The sequence below is a fragment of the Chryseobacterium turcicum genome (assembly GCF_021010565.1).
Lineage (GTDB): Bacteria > Bacteroidota > Bacteroidia > Flavobacteriales > Weeksellaceae > Chryseobacterium > Chryseobacterium turcicum.
In genome coordinates this window covers 1,170,319-1,190,853 of sequence record NZ_JAJNAY010000001.1, presented here as the reverse complement: position 1 = coordinate 1,190,853, position 20,535 = coordinate 1,170,319, and the positions used below count along the sequence as shown (strand labels likewise).

The window sequence follows — 20,535 nt, the reverse complement described above, 5'->3', positions numbered from 1 at the left end:
AAGATAATCACACCATGAAACCACACCGAAAATCAGGATACTTATCTACAACCACAGACAACCAAACTCAACTCTTTTACACTTTATTTTATCCCGAAGAAATTCCTGTAAAAGCAACTTTACAAATCGTTCACGGGATGCAGGAGCACAGCGGAAGATATGCCGAAATTGCAGAATATTTTGCCAATCGAGGATTTGCGGTGTTGACGTATGACCATTTAGGACACGGAAAATCGGTGAAAGACAAAAAAGATATTGGTTTTTTCCAGCTTAATACCCCTCATGAAAAACTGATTTCAGATGCCGAAAAAATAGGCAAATATTTGATGGAACAATATCCGGAGGTTCCTCATTTTATTTTGGGACATTCGATGGGTTCTTTTATTACGCGCTGTCTTCTTCAAAAAATGGGCAATCAATTTTCAGGTGCCATTATTTCAGGAACCGGCGGACCTTTAACGGGAATTAATTTAGTGAAAACCTACTTTTCATTAGCCAATAAAATAGCTCCTCAAAAACGTACTTTTTTCAATACCATTTTTAATATTGTCAACAATAAGCAATTTAAAAAAGATAAAGATTTTAGCGATACAAGTTGGCTTAGCCTGAATCCGGCCAATAGAAATGCTTTTTCTGAGGATGAACTTTGCGGAATTCCGTTTACCAACAATGCTTTTTATGCGTTATTCAGTGTTTACAAAAAAGCAACGGCGAGAAATTGGGCACAAACCATCCCAAAGTCCTTCCCTTTTCTTTTTGTAAGCGGGCAAAATGACCCTATCGGAGATTTTGGAAAAGGCGTGACAAAGACCGTTGAGAATTTAAAGCTTGATGGTTTCAAAGACGTAGAAATGAAAATCTATCCCGAGATGCGCCATGAAATATTGAATGAAGAAATCAGAGAAAATGTTTTGAATGACATTCATCAATGGTTATTGAAATTTTTATAACAAAAACAACTTCAGTAGTAACAAATCGAGAAGCTATTGAAGTTATTTTTATTTTAAAGCCTTTTTAAGATTTATAAATTTAAATTCTGTAAGATTGAGTTTTGATTTTTTTTCAATCATTTTTTATAAAATTCTCGCAAATTGCACAGATTTAGCAGATTAAAAACATAGAAATTAATCTGCTTAACCAGCAAAATCTGCGAGATAAATTAATTTCAATAAACAAAGATGAATCAATAGATTGATTTTTATAAAACACTCGCTTCATTCAAGCTTCATCAGCGACATTGTCGCCATTCTTTGCTCCCTAAAATAATAAGTTTAAAAAATTAAATCTTTGCGTGATAAAAGATTTCACTCAATTATTAAGATTATCCTAGAACAATCTCTTTACCTATTCCAATCTCATTTAAAAATACCTCATCATGCGAAATCACCAACAAAGTTCCATGATAATCTTTAATAGAATTCGTCAGAATTTCCACATTTTGAAGGTCTAAATTATTTGTCGGTTCATCAAGAATCATCATATCTGGCGTTTTGTTACTGATGGAAAGTCCGCACAGTAGCAATCTCAAACGTTCTCCGCCACTCAGAACATCGCACTTTTTGTCCCAGGTTTTTTTTCCGAATAAAAATCTTGACAACAAAGTTTTCACTTCAGATTCCAGCATCGCATTATCGTTGAATTGCTCTGCAAATTCGTGAACACTTGCATTTCTATCAATCAAAGAATATTCTTGGTCAATATAAATTATCTGAAAATCTGATTTCGAGATTCTTCCAATTGAAGGCTGTAAATCTCCCAACAACAATTTAATCAAAGTCGTTTTCCCTGAACCATTCGAGCCTTTAATCAAAATTCTGTCACCACTTCGGATTTCAAGATTGAGATTTTCTTTCCAAAGATTTTCATCATCATATTTAAAGTTAATTTCTTCCGCCGAAATCAAAATTTTCCCAGAATGCAGATTCGAATCATTAAAATTCACTTTCATCTGGCCTACATTTCTCACCGACGAACGCAAATCCCGCAAATCACCAGAAATATCATTGATTTTCTCGGCATGAACAGATTTCAACTTCGAAGAATTTTTCTCGGCATTATTCCGCAGCGTATTCATCATAATTCGCGCGACGCCCGATTTTTCCTGCTTTCCTTTTCCTCGCGCATCGAGTTTTTGTTTTCGTTCAATCGTTTCGCGCTCCTTTTCTTTGGCTTTTTTCAGCGCCCGTTCTTTAGAATGAATATCGTTTTCCAGGGCTTCGTTTTCAATTGCTTTTTGTTCAGCATAAAAATCATAATTTCCACCATACGTCGAAATTCCCTGATTACTCAGTTCAAAAATAGTATCAACCAAATTCAACAAAGTACGGTCATGACTTACAATCACAACGGTTGAATTTGTTTTTTCAATAAAATCATACAACAGATTTCTACCTTCCAAATCGAGGTGATTCGTAGGTTCGTCAAGTAAAATAATTTCCGGCTGATTGATTTGAATTCCCGCCAGAAAAACCTTTGTTTTTTGTCCACCACTCAGGCTTTCTAATTTCTGATTTAAGTCTAAATTTCCAAGTTTCCAATATTGTAAAGCTTGTTGGCAACGTTCTTCAATATCCCAATCGTCATTTAAAGTTTCAAAATAAATTTCATCCACTTCCCCATTCGTAATGTGTTGAAGAGCATTTAGTTTTTTTTCAATTTTCAAACATTTTGCGACCGTCAAATCATTCAAATTTCCAAACATTTGAGGAACATAAAAAATTTCTCCTTGAATATTGACATGACCTTCCAAAGGTTCAATTTCGTTGGCAATAATTTTCAGCAAGGTCGATTTTCCCATGCCGTTACTTCCGACCAAAGCCGATTTTGAATGAGTAGATATCGTTAAATTGATAGAATTAAATAGCAGATTCCCCGCAGGAAACCCAAAGGATATATTGTGTAGAAAAAGCATAATTTCTTTCTTTAATTAAGGTTAAAATGCAATAACATTTTCTGTTATTGTTGATTAAATCTGAAAGAAATTAAATTCTACATGTCTGAAATTTCGGGTTTTGTGAGTTGCAAAGATAATGATTATTTTTTAGAGCTATTTCCCGCTTTCCATTACAATCTTTTTTTTCAAAAAAGGATTTTCATTGCAATCGAGGCTAGGGTTTTAGTCCTAAATTTCATATTATTCGATTAAAAAAATGTAAAACCATCCATAAAAACTTTGAAAACAACACCACCCCGTCAAAAAATCGAAGATTTTTCGCCACCCCTCCAAAGGAGGGGAATTTTTCTTACGTTAAATCAAACCTCAATTTTATCCATTACCTGACGGAAAAGTCCTTTGATATGGTCGATTTCAGATTGATACATCGTCTTTTTTCGGCAGCCAAAATAAAGCGTATTTTCAAGTTTTTTTTCACCTTCCCAAATCAGTTTTACGTTGCCATTTTCAATTTCATCTTTGCATAAAAAGTTGGGAATTACTGCCAAACCGTTTCCACCTTTCAGACAACGGAGAATAGAGTTTAAATTCGGAACAATATAATTGGGTCGGAAATTGGGTTTATGTCCAAAATTCAACAACCAGAATTGAAAAAGATGTTCCATATCACCGGTTGTACCGTACCATTTTTCCTGTTTCAGCCAGTCTTCAATTTTTTGAAAATCTTTTGTTTTTAAAACCTCATCAAAACTTTCTTTATCGATGTTTTTACCACCAATTAAAATAATCTGTTCAGAAGAAAACGCTTCGTGTAAAATATTGGGTGACGTTCCTTTTTTCGGCGTGATAATTAAATCTAAAATCCCTTTATCCAGTTGGTCCAGCATTTCAGGATATTCGCCAAAGCTGATAATCAAATTAAAATCTAACGTCGAAACATATTGCTCTAACGTCGTCTGAAAAGTCTCAAAACACATTCCGACACTGATGGTTGGCGCGTGTTTTTCGGTAGATTTTTGAAAGTTTTTTTCAACCTCTTCCAATTTGGTTAAAGGTTCCGAAACCGCATTAAACAAGACTTTTCCTCTCTCAGTCGGCATCATTTTCCTTCCGGTTCTGTCAAATAATTTGTAGCCAACATACGCTTCCAAAGAACTCAAATGCAAACTCACTCCGGGTTGTGAAATGAAGAGAGAATCTGCAGCTCCGGTCAACGTTCCTGTTTTATAAATCGCTTTAAAAGTGCGGTACCATTCGAGATTTACCATGTTTTTTGTTTTAAAATGTAAATAGTGAATTCTGAATAGTCAATTTTCTTCAATTGTGAATTCCCCCATCATTCATCACTTATCACTTATCACTTATCACTTATCACTTATCAGAATAATAATACAAAGCTATGAATTATATTATTTTAATTATACAAAAACCCAACATAACTTTGCAGAGTAAAATTTAAACAATCATACAACAATGAAAAAAGTATTAATCATTAACGGTGGACAAAACTTCGGACATTCTGGAGGAAAATATAATCAGACAATCGCAGAAAACACATTAGAAGTATTAAAAAATTTCGAAAACATAGACGTAAAAATAACCAACGTAAGCGAAAATTATAACAAGCATGAAGAAGTAGAAAAGTTCGTTTGGGCAGATTATATTATTTATCACACTCCGATTTGGTGGTTCCAATTGCCTAATGGTTTAAAGAAATATATTGATGAAGTTTTCACAGCAGGCCACGCAAAAGGAATTTATATGAGTGATGGCAGAACTTCTGAAAATCCAAAAATAAATTATGGAACAGGAGGAATGTTGGGCGGTAGAAAATACATGATCACCTCAAGCTGGAACGCTCCCGAAACTGCATTTACCCTTCCCGGAGAATTTTTTAACGAAACAAGTGTCGATAACGGTGCATTATTTGGATTCCATAGAATGAATGCTTTTGTATCGCTAGAAAAAATGGAGAGTTTTCATTTCCATGATGTGGAGAAAAATGCGAACATCGAGCGCGATATGAAATTATACAGAGAGCATCTTACCACTGTTTTCGAAAAAGAATTAAAACCTCAATTCGTCTAATGAAAATCTATCTTACAGCAATCATAACAGCAAAAGAGGAACACAGAACCGAAGTTTTGGAAGTTCTTCAAAATATGGTAACAGAAACCGTGAAAGAAGAAGCCAACGAATTATATACGCTTCATCAGGGAATTGAAGATAAAAATCAATTTATTTTCTACGAAATCTGGAAAAATGAAGAAGGTTTGAAGTTACATAATGAGCAAGCCTATATTAAAGCTTTTGGAAATTTAGTTAATGAAAAATTACAGGAGAAACCTCAAATTTATTTAACTGAAATTATTTAAAAATTTAAACATTAAGGGAAATTAAGGAGTTAAGATTCTTTAAGGGAAATCAATAGATTTTTTTTAAGTTTTATCGCTTAAAGCCTAGCTAAATCTTAACTTCCTAAACTCCTTAAATAGTTCTTAATGGTAAAAACATTAAAGATTACTTCATTAATGTTTCCTAAGCAACACAAAATCGCTTCTCAAATCCTGAGAAGCGATTTTAATCAATACTTTTAAATAATCTATTCAATTACTTTGCAACTGGCAAATGGGTAGAGATTGCAATTCGATTCCACATGTTAATCGAAATAGCAGCCATAATAATATCTGCAATCTGAGTTTCATTAAACAGTTCTTTTGCTTTTTGATACGTTTCTTCAGAAAGTCCTTTTTGACTGATTAATGTAATTTCTTCTGCCATCATCAAAATCACCTGTTCTTCTTCCGTGAAAAACTCTTTTGCATCTCTCCATGCATTGAGAAGGAAAATTCTCTGTGGCGTTTCACCATACTTTAAGGCATCTTTTGTATGCATATCAAGGCAAAAAGCACATCCGTTAATCTGCGAAGCTCTGATTTTTATTAATTCTTTCTGAATCGGGCTTAAAAAACTGTTTTGAAGAGCAGTTTCCATTCCTATTCCTGCTTTGTAAGCGGCAGCGTGCGTCGTTGCCATATTAAATCTTGCACTCATTTTATTTATGATTTTTTAATTAATGTATCTATTGAAAAATAATATTCTTTTTGTATCGCCAATAAAAAAGCCGCTGCACTTCCTACCCAAACCGAATAGTCTAAAGGGGCTTTTATTCCTAAAGCTATAGACATTGACAAAGCGAAGACAAGTAATAAAAATCCGGCTCCGAATGCCGCTATTTTCGTTTTAAACCCAAAAATCAGCATCAATGGAAATAGTATTTCTAAAAAAGTAGCGGTGTAAGCAGAAAATGTGCTTAGAATTTCAGGAAGAAAAAACGTGAGTTGTTGGGTATATTTTTCAAAGTTTTCCCAGTTTCCCCAAGCTGAATTTTCGCCCCAAAACCCAAATCTGTCGGCAACTGCAGAAAGCATGGTTACAGAAATTGTAAGCCTTAAAAATAACTGTGGGAATTTCAAATCTTTGTCTGCCATAGCGTTTGTTTTTATTAACAGGACAAAGTTGCGAATTAGAAATTGTAAAAATCTTAAACTGGTTTAAGAACGTAATTTCGCTCTGATTTCACTTAAATATTCTGGAGTAAAACCTAAAAAAGAAGCCAGTAAATATTGCGGAATTCGTTGAATAAACCAAGGATATAAAGTACTGAAATGCACATAATACTCTTCCTTCGTCATCTCATAAATATATCGAATTCTTTTTTCGGCAGCAGCATAAGCGGTTTGATACACCATTCTGAAATAACGCTCCATGATTGGATGTTTTTGCAACAACAATTCCTGAGAATGAAAATCAATAGCCAAAACTGTAGAATGCTCAACAGACTGAATATTAAAATCTGATTTCACTTGTTTTTCAAACGCAAAAGTATCAGAAATCCACCAGTTTTCGATGGCAAATTCGGTGGTTTGCTCCACCCCTTTTTCATTCACGAAAAACTTTCTCAAGCAGCCTTTCAGAACAAAATATTTAAATTTACAAACCTCTCCTTCAAGCATCAGACATTCTTTTTTTTTCACATCCAAAATCTGAAAAAAAGTAAATACAGAAGTAAATTCTTCGTCACTGATAGTAATAAATTTATCTAAATGTGCTTTAAAGTTTTCCATTTTTGAAATTGTGTAACCAAACTTAACTTTATTTTTTTAGTTTTACAATAACAAACAATAAATCATGGAAATCGTTGCCAAAATCTTAATCGCAGTAGTCGCAGTAGAACACCTTTACATTCTCTGGATGGAGATGTTTGCCTGGGAAACCAAAGGAAAAGAAGTTTTCAAAGCTGCTTTACCTGCCGAAATGTTTAAGCCTACAAAAGGTTTAGCCGCTAATCAAGGATTATACAACGGTTTTCTCGCTGCCGGATTAATCTGGTCTTTCTTTATTGAAGATGAAAAATGGCAAACCAATATTGCTTTATTTTTCTTAGGATGTGTCGCTGTAGCCGGAATTTACGGCGCAATTTCAGCAACGAAGAAAATCTTTTTTGTTCAGGCTTTGCCGGCGATTTTGGCGATTGTTGCGGTGCTTTTGAAATAATTAAATAAAACACAAAGATGATTAATATCCGTTTGGTGATTTTTCTTTTTATTGGAATTTCACATCTTTCTATAGCTCAAACTAAAAAAGAAATAATTTCAAAAATAATAGAATTAAATTCTTTGGACGGCTGGGACGGTATTGGAAATCCTGTTCTTGAAAAAAATGGATTAAGTAACGACAGCAATTATTATAATTTTGAAAAATTAAAAAAAATAATTTCACATAATGAACTTTTTGAACTGAGCAATCACAAAAATGAAGTTGTAAGATTATATGCACTTGATGAATTGATGGGAAAAAATCTCGAGCTAATTAATGTGAAAAAAGAGATTTTAGATGCCATTTCTAACAAGAAAATGATTCAAACACATTCTGGCTGCATAGTCGATAGAGAATTAACTTATTCAATTATTTATCATAACTACTGGAGTAATGTAAGAGGAAAAGCATCAAAACCACCTTATGAAACAGATGAAAAAAAAATTGAATTAATTAATCTTAAAGCAGTAAATGAAGACATTCTTTTAAGAGATATAAATTCCGAAATTTTAAAGCTGGATGAAGATTTATTTTGGCTTATTTATGACCGAGTATTTGAAATAGAAAAATACGATGTTGGTTTAAAAAAAAATATTATTAATCTTCTTTATAAATACAACAATAGTTACGCATTTGAATATCTAAGCAAAAATTATCCTGAAGAATTTAAAAAATCTATTTACAACACTTATTTTGATAAATATTTTTCAAAAGCGAAGTTTAATCAAGTGAATCAAACGTTTTATCTTTTTAATCTAGCAGAGTTTGCTTTTGAGAATACCAGTATAGATATGCAAAATAAAATCTTAAAAAAACTAAAAACTACCAAAGGTTGGGAGAAAGAATTAGGTGGCAGTTTTGATGCGCAAATATTCAAAAAATACAATATAAAATTGTAGCATTTAATACTAAAAATATTTTCGCTTACATTTTCATTAATTTCCTTGCATTTGAATATTTCTACATCACAAAAACAGAATTACAATAACGCACTACAATTCAGATCATTACAATCTTAAATTCTCATTAAATATAAAATCCGTAAATTTGCAACGTCATAAGAAATTGATGTACAGCTTTTTTATGCTTTAAGTATAAATATAAATTCAAGCTGTTCTGGCAAATATCTTTAATTATCTGAGTGATAATTATTCTTTGATTCAACTTAAAAAGATTGATTTCTTTTTTTACGTAATACATTCTTTGTCAAAGTAAAACATTTTGAAAACATTAAACATAATCATTCATTTGATATGATTTTGTATGTTTTTTATTATTTAAAAAATGATTTTACTATAAAAATCATACTAAACATTTTTGCACAAGATGACATCACTCATCAAAGCATCATTGTATCATTGTATCATTGTATCAATTTCTTATTTCAAATACATTAACAAAATTTGAATATGGAAACAATTAACAATAATAGACAAGTAAAACTTAAAGTTGAAAATCTGACAATAATTTTCGGAAAAAATAAAGAAAAGGCGTTAGAACTTCTGGATAAAGGTTTTTCTAAAAAAGAAATTCTTGAAAAAACAGGCTGTACCGTAGGAATCAACAAAGCAAGTTTTGAAATCTACGAAGGTGAATTCTTTGTCATTATGGGACTTTCGGGAAGCGGAAAATCTACTTTACTACGTTGCCTGAACAGACTGAATGAACCGACAGCAGGAAAAGTTTTTATCAATAACGATAATATTACCGATAAAAACAATAAAGACCTTCTGGAAGTAAGAAGAACAGAAATGAGTATGGTATTTCAGAAATTTGGATTGCTACCTCATCATACTGTTTTGAGCAATGCCGCATTCGGACTTGAAATACGAGGAGAAAGCAAAACTATCCGTGAAGAGAAAGCACAAAAAGCATTAGATATTGTTGGATTAAATGGTTTTGAAAATCAATTACCTTCACAACTTTCGGGAGGTATGCAGCAAAGAGTCGGATTAGCCCGAGCTTTGGCAAACGACCCTGAAGTTTTGTTGATGGATGAAGCTTTCTCAGCACTCGATCCGCTGATAAAATCTGAAATGCAGGATCAGCTGCTCGATCTGCAAGAAACTCTACAGAAAACAATCGTCTTTATTACTCACGATTTGGATGAAGCCATTAAAATCGGAGACCGTATTGTCATTATGAAAGACGGCGTCATAGAGCAAATAGGAACTGCAGAAGATATTTTAACCAATCCGGCAAGCGATTATGTAAAAGCTTTTGTAGAAAAAGTTGACCGTAAAACGATTATTACCGCAAAATCTCTGATGTTTGATAAGCCAACTGTAGTTCGTTTCCGAAAAGATGGCCCCGAAGGTGCTCTTAGAAAAATGAGAACTACAGGTTTGGAAACTTTACCAGTCGTAGATTTTCAAAATAAATTTCTGGGTTTTGTAACGCTTAGTGATATTGTTCAAATTGCAAAGAAAAAAGAACTAACTGTTGAATCAGTGATTAACAGTAATGTTCCTTCGGTGTACCAGGAAGCCACCGTCGAAGAAATGCTTCCTTTGATTTCGGAAAACAAATCAGCGATTGCCGTGGTAGATGAAACTAATAAATTTTTAGGTTTGGTCACTCAGCTATCACTTATCATAGAAGCTACCAAGTTTAACGAAGAAGAGATTATTGAATTAAAAGAAATTGCAAACAACCAATAAGATGAATAAAACTATAGATATAGGTCAATATATAGAAACTGCTATCAATTGGCTCACAGAAAACGCAAAACCTTTATTTGATGTTATAAAAAATATTGGAAACTCCTCCATTTTGGGCATTGAATGGGCTTTAGTAAATACTCCTTTTTACATTATCATTATTCTTTTCACATTATTAGCCTTATGGAAAGCAGGAAAAGGAACCGCTATTATGACGGCAGCTGGGCTTACTGTAATATTTCTAATGGGATTCTGGAAAGAAACGATGGAAACATTAGCGCTTATTTTTGTGGCGACACTTACCGCACTTATTTTATCTGTGCCGTTGGGAATTTGGGCGGCAAAAAATAAATTTGCAGCAAAAATCATTCGTCCTTTATTAGATTTAATGCAGACAATGCCTGCATTTGTATACTTAATTCCTGCGGTATTATTTTTCAGCATCGGTAAAGTTCCGGGAGCTTTTGCAACAATTATTTTCGCAATGCCACCCGCAGTACGTTTAACGACATTAGGAATAGACTCTGTACCCAAAGATATTGTAGAAGCAGCCCGAGCTTTTGGAGCCACCAACCGTCAGATTTTATTTAAAGTAGAACTCCCTTTGGCAACAAATACAATTTTGGCAGGTATCAATCAAACCATTTTATTATCATTATCAATGGTTGTTATTGCAGGAATGATTGCTGCAGGTGGTTTGGGAGAAAAAGTATTGGAAGGAATTAATAATCTGGATATCGGTTTAGGATTTGAAAGTGGTTTATCCGTTGTGATTTTAGCTATTATTCTTGACAGGATTACCCAAGGATTTGTAAAGAAAAAAACAGCAAAATGAAAAAAATAAATTATCTATTTGTGATTACTTTTGTTATCATTTTAGGAGTATTTAATTCTTGTAAAAACATAAAAAGCTCCAAATATATCAACATTGGAATGGTCGACGGCTGGGCAGAAGATGTCGCAATGACCCATGTTGTAAAAGCTATTTTGGATGAGCAGGGATACCACATCATCATTCAGAAAGCTTCCACGGATATGATTTTGGCTTCAATGAATAATGAAGACACAGATTTATTCCTTGGAGTCTGGCTACCTTACACTCATAAAACGAAAATTGCAAAATTCCCTGACTTGGTTGACCTTGGAACAAACTATGACAACGGAAAGATTGGGTTGGTAATTCCCGATTATGTTCCTGTAAAATCTATTGAAGACCTTCCAAAATACGAAAAGCAATTTAAAAACAGAATTATTGGTATAGAAAAGGGAGCCGGAATGACCTCTGCAACAGACCGAGCAATTATAGATTATGAATTAAATTACAGACAGATTAATTCTTCAACAATCGCAATGATTACAGAACTTCAGAATGCTATAAAACGTAAAGAATGGATTGTTGTAGCAGCATGGCAACCTCACTGGATGTTTGGTAAAATGAAACTTAAATTTTTGGATGATCCTAAAAAAACATTTGGAGAAGCCGAAAAAATCAAAACCTACAGCAGAAAAAGCTTTGGAAAAGATCATCCTGAACTGACAAGATTCTTCTCTAAAATATATTTTGATAACAAAACAATGACCGACCTTTTGACTAAGATGGAAGGTAGTAAAGACAAAGAAACTACAGCTAAAGAATGGGTGAAAGACCATCCTGAACTCGTAAATTCCTGGCTGGATAAAAATTGAATGTTTATTCAAATTTCTTTTCAGAATTAATCCTCATCTTTTAAGAAAACATGAGGATTATTTATTTTTGAAGAAATTATAAAGCCAAAATCCCCAACAGTTTCTCTTTCATATTTTCAGGTTTAAATCGTCCTTCATGATAATAAACTAAATTCTGATTTTCATCTAAAACAATCCACAACGGATAAACAGGCTGTTTTTTATTTTTAGATAAAGCTAAAACCAATTCATGAATTCCTGAATTTCCGTTGGGTAAATAATTGAATTTTTTTCCCTGAAAATTGATTTTTTCTTTTGTTTTTTCAGCTTCAAAATTGATTAGGTTAAATTTCTCATTAATTAATTCTACCAGATGTTTGTTTTTGTTTAATTCAAAAGATTCTATTTTACAGATTGCACACCAATCGGTATAAATATGAATAATCGTAGGTTTTGCTTTCTCTTGTTCCAGATTTTCTAAATCCGAAAAAGCACCGGTTTTCATCTGTGAAAGACAAAAACTCGGCACTAACATTAAAAATAAAAAAATCGTTACGTTTTTCATTTTATCAATTTTAATCTTTATTACTTCAATTCTTTTAACGCAAAGATTTATTTGGAATAACATATTATTTTAAGAGGCAAAGGCAAATAAATTTGCTTCGCTAAGCTTGAAAATATAGCTTAATCAAATCAACTTGTTGATTCATCTTTGCTCCTTAAAATAAGAGTTTTAATAATTAAAAAACTTTGCGTTAAAAACATATGCAAATCAATCTTACTTCAAAGTATATTTCACTCCTAAAAAACCTCTTATTTTCTGCATCGGAGAATATCCGTAAGTCGTATCAAAAGTATAACGATTCGGATTGCTGATGGGGTCGTTAACATTTTTATCAAACGGGTCAAACGGTCGCATCAATGGGTCTTTTGGTGTAAAATTGAACAGGTTTTTGATTCCACAATACACCTCAATTCCCGATTTGAAGCTTTTCGAAACCTGAATATTGGCAAGATTAAAAGCCGGAGAATATTCTGGTCGGTAATCATTCTGTAAAACCGGCAATCGCATCGGTCCGTAAAACTGTCCTGTAAAATCAATCGTTAAATTACTGGGAAATTTATAGGTCAGATTATACGTTCCGCTCCATTTTGGAGCGTGAAGCTGTTGAGATTTTCCAGTTTCGCCATCAAATTTCTGATACACATCCAAATAGGTCACTCCAAGATTTACACTCAAAGGAAAATTAAATTGATAGTCTAAATTCATAGATGCACCTCTTGAAATCCCATAACCATGAAGGTTGTCATAAATAATTTTTTCAGGGTCGGTATCAAAATCGCCCACAATTTTATTACTGAAATAAGTATAAAATGCAGAAGCATCCAAATTAATCAGCTTGTCGCCAACAGGAATTTTCCATATATAATTTATATTTCCATTAATCGATTTTTCTGGTTTTAAATCAGACTGAATCACAACATCTCTCGAACCCGTCAAAGCTGCATGATCTTCCGTAAATAAATTCACAACCCTGAATCCTGTTCCGAAATTAAACCGTAACGTATGATAAGGATTGGGAGAAAACTTCCATGCAAAACGCGGTGAATGCACAGCATGATGAATTTTATCATAATCAAATCGGTAACCGAGCAACAAGGTATTTTTTTCGTTGATTTCCCATTGGTCTTGAATAAACGCACCTAAAATTGGTGATTTCATCGGCTCATTCATCAGTCCATCGCTTGAGAGAGTTCCAGGAGTATTGTCATCATAAAAAGTTCTTTTGAAAGTTACTCCTACAATCACATCATGGTTTCCCAGTTTTTTATCCCAGTAGGTTTGTGCAAAAGCTACTTTTTGAGTCGCTTCAAAAGGATTGGTTCCGTAAAATGAATTTTGGTCATGAAAATTGTAAGAAAACTGCGTCACAATACTCTCTTTTATCGGCCATTGATAAACCCCAAAAGCTTCTACTCTATTGGTATAAATGCTTTCACCATACACTTGGTCGCTTCCACGATACGATTTATTCCACTGCATTTCTCCACCAAAACGGTCTTCATATAAATACCTCAATGCAAAACTCGCCTGTCGGTTTTCTCTTCGTTGAAAATTCCATTTATTAAAAATTGAAATTCTGTTTTGTAGCGCTGCATCGGTGAAATTGTCATTATTTTCGTCGAATCTTTTGGTAGAATTAAAATAATTCAGGCTTAATAAGGAAGCGGCTTTTTCAGATACATTAAATTTAGTAGAAAAATCAACATTATTTTCAGCCCAACTCGTCGTCATTACATCAACGCTCAATTTTGGAGCCGTCAAGGCATTTTTTGTAATAATATTAATTACTCCGCCCATCGCTTCAGAACCATAAAGTGATGAAGCCGGACCTTTTACCACCTCTATTCTGTCAATTAAACTATTTGGAATTCCGCTCAAGCCATATACTGTAGAAAGTGAGCTTACAATAGGCATACCGTCAATCAAAATCATTGTGTAAGGTCCTTCCAATCCGTTGATGTGAATATCTCCCGTATTACAAACCGAGCAGTTCAGCTGAGGTTTTACACCATTTACCATCGCAATTGCTTCAAACACATTGGGAGTAGGGTTTTTCTGAAAAAATTTCTGACTGTAAATTTCCACCGCAACAGGGCTTTTCGACCTGCTGATTGGTTTTATAGTCCCGGTAATGACAACATCGTCAATATCTTTCGTTTTAATTTCTTTTCTCTTAGAAATTGTATCAACATCGGCTTTTTGAGTGTTATTAATATCTAAACTATCTGTTTCCTGAGCGGAACAAAATGATGACAAAAAAACTACAGAAAATAATATTCGCTTCATGAAATAAAATTGTTAGACAAAACTAACAATTAATTTTAGAATAGAAAAACTATTTTTAAATAATTTATAAAAACCTGAACTACAACTACTAAAAAAGAACTCCAACGTATTAAAGTTTATCTTCTTGAAAATATAAAGCTCACAAAATGATATATCAGAACTCAAAACTTAGAGCCTATTTAAGTTTTATTAATTTAAATTCTGCATGATTAGCTTTTGATTTTTTTCCAATCAATTTTTATATAATTCTCGCAGATTTTGCTGATTTAGCAGATTAATTTCTCTGTTTTTAATCTGCTAAATCTGTATAATCTGCGAGATAAATTATTTTCATTTAAATTTAAACTAGCTCTTATCTAAAATCACATTCAACTTCAGATTTTCAATTTCAACTTTTGTTACTTTTTCGGTAAGAAAATATGCCGCAAAAAATATCTTTACCCAATTCATTAAAAAATATTAAATTTGAGATTCAACATATAAAGTAAAATGAGATACCATCAGTCGGGAAATATCCCTCAAAAAAGGCATACAATTTTCAAATCTCCAGAGGATAAATTCTATTACGAACAACTTTTTGGAACAGAAGGTTTTCATGGGATTTCTTCTTTGTTATATCATGTACATCGTCCTACCCAAATCAAATCGATTGGTGAGCCGAAAGATGTGACACCGAAAATTGCCATCGACAAAAACGTGACTCCAAGAATGTTTAAAGGAATGAACGTCACTCCTGAAGACGATTTTATGGATAGCCGAAAGTTTCTTTTGGTGAACAATGACCTGAAAATGGGATTGGCAAAACCAAGGAAATCAATGGATTATTTCTACAAAAATGCGGAATGTGATGAGCTTTTGTACGTTCATAACGGAAGCGGAATTTTGAAAACTTTTGTTGGGAATCTTGAATTTTCGTTTGGTGATTATCTGATTATTCCAAGAGGGACGATTTATCAGGTTGAATTAAATTCTGACGACACAGTATTTTTCGTTGTCGAAAGTCATTCACCGATTTACACCCCAAAAAGATACAGAAATGAGTTCGGACAGCTTTTGGAGCATTCTCCATTCTGCGAAAGAGACATTATTGCCCCTACTTTTGTTGAGCCAAAAGACGAAAAAGGAGAATTTTTAATTAAAGTAAAAAAAGAAAATCAGATTACCGATTTCATCTACGCAACGCATCCATTCGATGTTGTAGGTTGGGACGGATATTTTTATCCTTATAAATTTAATATCAAAAATTTTGAGCCGATTACAGGAAGAATCCACCAACCGCCACCAGTTCACCAGACTTTTGAGGCGCATAACTTTGTAGTTTGCTCTTTCTGTGCGAGAATGTATGATTATCATCCAATGGCAATTCCTGCGCCATACAATCACTCAAATATTGATTCTGATGAAGTATTATTCTACACAGAAGGTGATTTTATGAGCCGTAATCACATTGATTTAATGGATTTCACTTTACATCCCGGAGGAATCGTTCATGGTCCTCACCCTGGAGCTATGGAAAGAAGTATCGGTAAAAAATTCACCGAAGAATATGCCGTAATGGTAGACCCTTTTAAACCATTAAAAATCACCGAAGAAGCGATGAAAGTGGAAGACCCATCTTATAAAACTTCTTGGTTGGAAGAATAGAATTGTTCCGAAAAAATAATTTATAAGAATTTGGAAAACAAATCTAAAAGATGCTTTAAAAACTTATTTAAAGCATCTTTTTTTGTAAATTTGTAACATAGGGTTAACATTTAATCATCATTGTTTTAATTAAAAAATATGTAGTTAATGATGATTAAAATAAAATCAAAATTACATGTTAGAAAGAATAAGATTAGAAAGTCTGCGCGAGAAAGTAACAACTGCGGAAGACGCTGTTAAGATTATTAAAGACGGTATGGTCGTAGGCTCCAGCGGATTTACAAAAGCTGGTGACAGCAAAGCCATTTTAGCAGCATTAGCAGAAAGAGGAAAAACCGAAAACATTCAGGTTACCTTAATGACCGGAGCTTCTTTAGGACACGGAATTGATGGAAAATTAGCAGATGCTAATGTTTTAAAAAAAAGAATGCCATTTCAGGCAGATCCCATTCTGAGGAGTAAAATCAATAATGGTGAAATCCTCTTTATCGATCAACATTTAAGTGAAAGCGCTGAGCTTCTTCACACAAAAAATTTACAGAATATTGATGTTGCAATAATTGAAGCGGCTTATATAGAAAGAGATGGAAGCATAGTTCCTACTACTTCTGTAGGAAATTCCGTAACATTTGCAGCATTGGCAAAAAAAGTAATTATTGAGATCAATACAGAAGTTCCTGAAGAAGTTTATGGAATTCACGATATTTATCAGGCAGAAGATTATCCTTACAGAAACGTTATTCCAATTGTAGCTCCATGGAACAAGATTGGAAGAAAAAGTATTCCTCTAGATCCTAACAAAGTTGAAGCGATTGTTTTTACTAATAAAAAAGACAGTCCAGCAGATATTACAGAACCCGATCATAAGACAACTGCTATTGCAAAACATATTATCAGATTTTTTGAAAATGAAGTTCAGCTAGGAAGACTTACCGACAGATTACTTCCGCTTCAGGCAGGCATCGGAAAAGTTGCTAATGCTGTTCTTACAGGTTTCAAAGACAGTAACTTTTATGATCTCACAATGTTCTCGGAAGTTCTTCAAGACAGTACATTTGATTTAATTGATTCTGGAAAATTGAGTTTTGCTTCAGCATCTTCAATTACCGTTTCTTCGGAATGTTATGAAAGAGTGTTAGGGAATCTTTCAAAATATAGAGAAAAATTTGTTTTAAGACCTCAAAACATTTCCAATACCCCCGGATTGATCAGAAGATTAGGTATTATCGCCATCAATACCGCGATTGAGTTTGATATTTACGGAAATGTAAATTCTACACATATTGGAGGAACAAAAATCATGAACGGAATCGGAGGTTCGGGAGATTTTGCAAGAAATGCATATTTAAGCATTTTCGTAACACAGGCGGCTTCCAAAGAAAATAAAATTTCGCACGTTCTTCCAATGGTTTCTCATACCGATCATACAGAGCATGATGTTGATATTTTGGTAACCGATATTGGTTTAGCAGATCTACGAGGGCTAGCTCCAAGAGAAAGAGCCCAGAAAATAATTGACAACTGTGTTCATCCTGATTATAAAGAAGAATTACAGTCTTATTTCGATAGAGCATGCGAACGAGGTGGCCATACCCCTCACCTTTTGGAAGAATCTTTCAGTTGGCATTTAAGATTCTCAGAAACAGGAAGCATGAAGAAACAAATCACAGAAGAGGTTTATAATTAATAAACTAAAAATAGATTAAAAAGGACTAACTGTAATACATTTAGTCCTTTTTTATTGAAGCATATTATCTATCAATTGATATAACATGACAAAAGTTTGTTGATTTTTATCTAATATTTAAACATAACAAGTCGAATATCAATTATCTTTGAGAAGACAGACATTTTTGAAAATTAATAAAGATGTTCAGTTCAATTATTAAAGTATTACTAAAAATCACCAACTATGTACAATTATATAAGTGCAGAAGAAGCTGTCTACACAGTAAAAAGCGGAAACCGCGTGTTTTTTCATGGAAGTGCGTGTACTCCGAATTATTTAATTGATGAATTGGCGAGGCAATCACACCGACTTGATAAAGTAGAAATGGTTTCCATTACACAGCAAGGAAATGTGGAAGTTGCAAAACCTGAATACAAAGATAAATTTTTCATCAACTCGTTATTCGTTTCTACACCAGTTCGTGATGCAGTAAATTCTGAAAGAGGTGATTTTGTCCCTGTTTTTTTAAGTGAAATCCCAATTCTTTTCAGAAAAAACATTTTACCGCTTGATGTAGCCTTTATTACGGTTTCTCCTCCTGACAAACATGGTTTCTGTACACTGGGAACTTCTGTAGATATTGCAAGAGCTGCAGTAGATACTGCTCAAACAATTGTTGCAATCGTTAATCCTTTGATGCCGAGAACGCATGGCGACGGAATGATTCACATCAGCAAAATTCATAAACTGGTTTGGCATGAAGAAGAGCTTCCAACCGTTGACTATGGTGCAAAAGTAGGTCCTGACGAGATGTTGGTAGGTAAAAATGTTGCCGAACTAATTGACGACCGCTCTACTCTTCAAATGGGAATAGGAACGATTCCTGATGCGGTTTTAAAATGTTTAGGAAATCACAAAGACTTAGGTGTACACACCGAAATGTTGAGCGATGGAGTGATCGATTTAATTCAAAATGACGTTATTAACAACAAATATAAAGGATACAACGACAATAAAATGATTACAAGTTTCTGTTTCGGGACAAGAAAACTGTATGACTATGTAGATGATAACACAGTATTTTCTTTCGATGATGTAAGTACGGTAAATTTCCCAATCAACATTATGAGAAATCATAAAATGGTTGCCATCAATTCTGCTATTGAAATTGATTTGACTGGGCAGGTTTGTGCAGATTCTATCGGAACGATGCAGTATAGTGGAATCGGCGGACAAATGGATTTTATGAGAGGTGCCGCTTTAAGTGAAGAAGGAAAACCCATTATCGCTATCACTTCAAGAACAAAAAAAGGAATTTCCAGAATCGTTCCTTTCCTGAAACAAGGAGCAGGAGTTGTAACCACGAGAGGCCATATTCATTGGGTGGTAACAGAATATGGAAGTGTTTATCTATACGGAAAAAATCTTCGCCAAAGAGCTCAGGAGCTTATCAGCATTGCACATCCTGATGACCGAGAAATGCTGGAAAGAGCAGCTCATGAGAGGTTTAAACAATAAAAAAAGAAAAAATATCGCTTTTCGAATTAAAAATTTTCTTACATTTAGATAAAATAACCATGAAGTTTTTGGCAATCTTTTTGCCAAAAACTTTTGTTATATAAATACTACACAAATGAAGACGATTTATAATTCTATAAAGGATAAAGTTGCTAAGCATCCCAAAGTTCAAGATTCAATTTTAGGAACAGTAGACGAGTGGAAAAGAAGCCACTATATTATTCTTTCAGAAATCATCAAAGAAGAATTGGCCTTGTCTGAAGAACTTAAAAGCGATAAACGATTTGAGCTGGGAAATACAATTTCACACATTACTTTACAACGTTTTTTTGAAAGCGATTATCAAGATAAAACACACAATGATTTGCGTTTTTTAAAAACACTTGATAAAATATGTATTTTTTTAGGCTTTAAAGACCTCAACTCATACATTCATGATAGTAAAGAGAATCAAATACTCGAAGAAAAAGTAAGCAGTAGTGTTTTTTCAGTAGACATTGTTTATCAATATTGTTCAGCCGTTTTCAATTTATATAAAAGCTTTCCTACATTAAAAATAGAACTATTTCAAGAGTTGGTATTCGACAATTCTCCTTTTCTTGAGAGAGCTTCCGCTTTCAGCAAAGAACTTTGTGAAAGACAGTTTGAGCTCGTTACCAAAAACAACCGTTCAAATTTTGAGGTCTTTGATGTAAACATCGTAACAGACGAGCCTGATAAAAAGATTCTCGAAACCCAGGAATTCTGGAATCTAGTCTTTAAAGCAGGAGAAAACGGAGAAGAGCACTTCGTCAACCAGCTCAACACGCAGATTTATTTTATCCGCAAAATAGATAATGTGTGGAAAATATGGGATAATTACAACCCAGACGCAGGAAGATTAAATAATAAAAATTGAAAGCCGTAAATAATTACGGCTTTCTTTGTTTGAAATAATTTTATTATCTACATCTTGTATCTTTATCAAATATAGAATAAATAACAAAACAACGATAAACTTAACTATACTTAAATAAACTTTAATTTTAATTAAAAA

19 protein-coding genes are annotated in these 20,535 nt (G+C 33.4%); 12 read left to right on the top strand and 7 right to left on the bottom strand.

Annotated features, from left to right (window positions below):
* Positions 1 to 14: 14 nt before the first annotated feature.
* The gene (locus tag LO744_RS05540) at positions 15 to 950 is read left to right on the top strand and encodes an alpha/beta fold hydrolase (protein WP_230667667.1); all 936 of its coding nucleotides are present in this window, start codon (positions 15 to 17) and stop codon (positions 948 to 950) included.
* 371 nt (positions 951 to 1,321) lie between these two features.
* Here LO744_RS05540 and abc-f read toward each other — a convergent pair whose 3' ends face one another.
* Together abc-f and LO744_RS05530 are read right to left on the bottom strand one after the other, a co-directional pair.
* Entirely contained in the window at positions 1,322 to 2,911 is a 1,590-nt protein-coding gene (gene abc-f / locus LO744_RS05535) for a ribosomal protection-like ABC-F family protein (protein ID WP_230667666.1), read from the bottom strand.
* Positions 2,912 to 3,252: 341 nt separating this feature from the next.
* The gene (locus LO744_RS05530) at positions 3,253 to 4,161 is read right to left on the bottom strand and encodes a LysR family transcriptional regulator (RefSeq protein ID WP_230667665.1); all 909 of its coding nucleotides are present in this window, start codon (positions 4,159 to 4,161) and stop codon (positions 3,253 to 3,255) included.
* 205 nt (positions 4,162 to 4,366) lie between these two features.
* Between LO744_RS05530 and LO744_RS05525 the strand changes: the two genes are divergently transcribed.
* Both LO744_RS05525 and LO744_RS05520 read left to right on the top strand, forming a co-directional pair.
* Entirely contained in the window at positions 4,367 to 4,981 is a 615-nt protein-coding gene (locus LO744_RS05525) for an NAD(P)H-dependent oxidoreductase (RefSeq protein WP_230667664.1), read from the top strand.
* Positions 4,981 to 5,268, top strand: a complete 288-nt coding sequence (locus LO744_RS05520) for a putative quinol monooxygenase (protein WP_230667663.1) — start codon at positions 4,981 to 4,983, stop codon at positions 5,266 to 5,268. The genes LO744_RS05525 and LO744_RS05520 overlap by 1 nt, the downstream gene beginning before the upstream one ends.
* A gap of 235 nt (positions 5,269 to 5,503) precedes the next feature.
* Here LO744_RS05520 and LO744_RS05515 read toward each other — a convergent pair whose 3' ends face one another.
* From LO744_RS05515 to LO744_RS05505, 3 genes are all read right to left on the bottom strand, one after another.
* Positions 5,504 to 5,947 carry a carboxymuconolactone decarboxylase family protein gene (locus tag LO744_RS05515; RefSeq protein WP_230667661.1) on the bottom strand — a complete coding sequence of 148 codons (444 nt, stop codon included), beginning with the start codon at positions 5,945 to 5,947 and terminating at the stop codon, positions 5,504 to 5,506.
* Between the two features lie 5 nt (positions 5,948 to 5,952).
* On the bottom strand, positions 5,953 to 6,384 hold the full coding sequence (locus LO744_RS05510; protein WP_230667659.1) for a DoxX family protein: 432 nt from the start codon (positions 6,382 to 6,384) through the stop codon (positions 5,953 to 5,955).
* A 63-nt stretch (positions 6,385 to 6,447) separates the two neighbouring features.
* Positions 6,448 to 7,020 carry a Crp/Fnr family transcriptional regulator gene (locus LO744_RS05505; protein WP_230667657.1) on the bottom strand — a complete coding sequence of 191 codons (573 nt, stop codon included), beginning with the start codon at positions 7,018 to 7,020 and terminating at the stop codon, positions 6,448 to 6,450.
* Positions 7,021 to 7,084: 64 nt separating this feature from the next.
* Here LO744_RS05505 and LO744_RS05500 point away from each other — a divergent pair, with 64 nt between their 5' ends.
* The 5 genes from LO744_RS05500 to LO744_RS05480 all read left to right on the top strand — a co-directional run bounded on the left by LO744_RS05500 (position 7,085) and on the right by LO744_RS05480 (position 11,838).
* Positions 7,085 to 7,450, top strand: a complete 366-nt coding sequence (locus LO744_RS05500) for a DUF1304 domain-containing protein (RefSeq protein ID WP_230667656.1) — start codon at positions 7,085 to 7,087, stop codon at positions 7,448 to 7,450.
* A gap of 17 nt (positions 7,451 to 7,467) precedes the next feature.
* Complete coding sequence (locus tag LO744_RS05495; RefSeq protein ID WP_230667655.1) at positions 7,468 to 8,391, top strand: hypothetical protein; 924 nt, start codon at positions 7,468 to 7,470, stop codon at positions 8,389 to 8,391.
* Between the two features lie 510 nt (positions 8,392 to 8,901).
* Positions 8,902 to 10,152 (top strand): quaternary amine ABC transporter ATP-binding protein, encoded by a 1,251-nt coding sequence (locus LO744_RS05490; protein ID WP_230667654.1) that lies wholly within the window; start codon positions 8,902 to 8,904, stop codon positions 10,150 to 10,152.
* A 1-nt stretch (position 10,153) separates the two neighbouring features.
* Positions 10,154 to 10,987 carry an ABC transporter permease gene (locus LO744_RS05485; RefSeq protein ID WP_230667652.1) on the top strand — a complete coding sequence of 278 codons (834 nt, stop codon included), beginning with the start codon at positions 10,154 to 10,156 and terminating at the stop codon, positions 10,985 to 10,987.
* Positions 10,984 to 11,838, top strand: coding sequence for a glycine betaine ABC transporter substrate-binding protein (locus LO744_RS05480; protein WP_230667650.1), 855 nt, complete (start codon positions 10,984 to 10,986; stop codon positions 11,836 to 11,838). The genes LO744_RS05485 and LO744_RS05480 overlap by 4 nt, the downstream gene beginning before the upstream one ends.
* Before the next feature lie 76 nt (positions 11,839 to 11,914).
* Here LO744_RS05480 and LO744_RS05475 read toward each other — a convergent pair whose 3' ends face one another.
* Both LO744_RS05475 and LO744_RS05470 read right to left on the bottom strand, forming a co-directional pair.
* On the bottom strand, positions 11,915 to 12,382 hold the full coding sequence (locus tag LO744_RS05475; RefSeq protein WP_230667648.1) for a thiol:disulfide interchange protein: 468 nt from the start codon (positions 12,380 to 12,382) through the stop codon (positions 11,915 to 11,917).
* A 213-nt stretch (positions 12,383 to 12,595) separates the two neighbouring features.
* Positions 12,596 to 14,668 (bottom strand): TonB-dependent receptor plug domain-containing protein, encoded by a 2,073-nt coding sequence (locus LO744_RS05470; protein WP_230667646.1) that lies wholly within the window; start codon positions 14,666 to 14,668, stop codon positions 12,596 to 12,598.
* Positions 14,669 to 15,157: 489 nt separating this feature from the next.
* Here LO744_RS05470 and LO744_RS05465 point away from each other — a divergent pair, with 489 nt between their 5' ends.
* The 4 genes from LO744_RS05465 (at position 15,158) to LO744_RS05450 (ending at position 20,397) form a co-directional block, all read left to right on the top strand.
* Complete coding sequence (locus LO744_RS05465; RefSeq protein WP_230667645.1) at positions 15,158 to 16,312, top strand: homogentisate 1,2-dioxygenase; 1,155 nt, start codon at positions 15,158 to 15,160, stop codon at positions 16,310 to 16,312.
* A 175-nt stretch (positions 16,313 to 16,487) separates the two neighbouring features.
* Positions 16,488 to 17,999 (top strand): succinate CoA transferase, encoded by a 1,512-nt coding sequence (locus LO744_RS05460; RefSeq protein ID WP_230667643.1) that lies wholly within the window; start codon positions 16,488 to 16,490, stop codon positions 17,997 to 17,999.
* Positions 18,000 to 18,224: 225 nt separating this feature from the next.
* Entirely contained in the window at positions 18,225 to 19,499 is a 1,275-nt protein-coding gene (locus tag LO744_RS05455; RefSeq protein WP_230667642.1) for an acetyl-CoA hydrolase/transferase family protein, read from the top strand.
* Between the two features lie 115 nt (positions 19,500 to 19,614).
* Positions 19,615 to 20,397: a hypothetical protein gene (locus LO744_RS05450; RefSeq protein WP_230667640.1), complete on the top strand. Its 783-nt coding sequence runs from the start codon at positions 19,615 to 19,617 to the stop codon at positions 20,395 to 20,397.
* The last annotated feature ends 138 nt before the right edge of the window (positions 20,398 to 20,535 follow it).

Coding starts and splice junctions, on each gene's coding strand:
- abc-f (WP_230667666.1), bottom strand. CDS start 2,911: ATGCTTTTTCTACACAATATATCCTTTGGGTTTCCTGCGGGGAATCTG.
- LO744_RS05470 (WP_230667646.1), bottom strand. CDS start 14,668: ATGAAGCGAATATTATTTTCTGTAGTTTTTTTGTCATCATTTTGTTCC.
- LO744_RS05475 (WP_230667648.1), bottom strand. CDS start 12,382: ATGAAAAACGTAACGATTTTTTTATTTTTAATGTTAGTGCCGAGTTTT.
- LO744_RS05460 (WP_230667643.1), top strand. CDS start 16,488: ATGTTAGAAAGAATAAGATTAGAAAGTCTGCGCGAGAAAGTAACAACT.
- LO744_RS05450 (WP_230667640.1), top strand. CDS start 19,615: ATGAAGACGATTTATAATTCTATAAAGGATAAAGTTGCTAAGCATCCC.
- LO744_RS05455 (WP_230667642.1), top strand. CDS start 18,225: ATGTACAATTATATAAGTGCAGAAGAAGCTGTCTACACAGTAAAAAGC.
- LO744_RS05500 (WP_230667656.1), top strand. CDS start 7,085: ATGGAAATCGTTGCCAAAATCTTAATCGCAGTAGTCGCAGTAGAACAC.
- LO744_RS05485 (WP_230667652.1), top strand. CDS start 10,154: ATGAATAAAACTATAGATATAGGTCAATATATAGAAACTGCTATCAAT.
- LO744_RS05495 (WP_230667655.1), top strand. CDS start 7,468: ATGATTAATATCCGTTTGGTGATTTTTCTTTTTATTGGAATTTCACAT.
- LO744_RS05530 (WP_230667665.1), bottom strand. CDS start 4,161: ATGGTAAATCTCGAATGGTACCGCACTTTTAAAGCGATTTATAAAACA.
- LO744_RS05480 (WP_230667650.1), top strand. CDS start 10,984: ATGAAAAAAATAAATTATCTATTTGTGATTACTTTTGTTATCATTTTA.
- LO744_RS05515 (WP_230667661.1), bottom strand. CDS start 5,947: ATGAGTGCAAGATTTAATATGGCAACGACGCACGCTGCCGCTTACAAA.
- LO744_RS05510 (WP_230667659.1), bottom strand. CDS start 6,384: ATGGCAGACAAAGATTTGAAATTCCCACAGTTATTTTTAAGGCTTACA.
- LO744_RS05540 (WP_230667667.1), top strand. CDS start 15: ATGAAACCACACCGAAAATCAGGATACTTATCTACAACCACAGACAAC.
- LO744_RS05520 (WP_230667663.1), top strand. CDS start 4,981: ATGAAAATCTATCTTACAGCAATCATAACAGCAAAAGAGGAACACAGA.
- LO744_RS05465 (WP_230667645.1), top strand. CDS start 15,158: ATGAGATACCATCAGTCGGGAAATATCCCTCAAAAAAGGCATACAATT.
- LO744_RS05505 (WP_230667657.1), bottom strand. CDS start 7,020: ATGGAAAACTTTAAAGCACATTTAGATAAATTTATTACTATCAGTGAC.
- LO744_RS05490 (WP_230667654.1), top strand. CDS start 8,902: ATGGAAACAATTAACAATAATAGACAAGTAAAACTTAAAGTTGAAAAT.
- LO744_RS05525 (WP_230667664.1), top strand. CDS start 4,367: ATGAAAAAAGTATTAATCATTAACGGTGGACAAAACTTCGGACATTCT.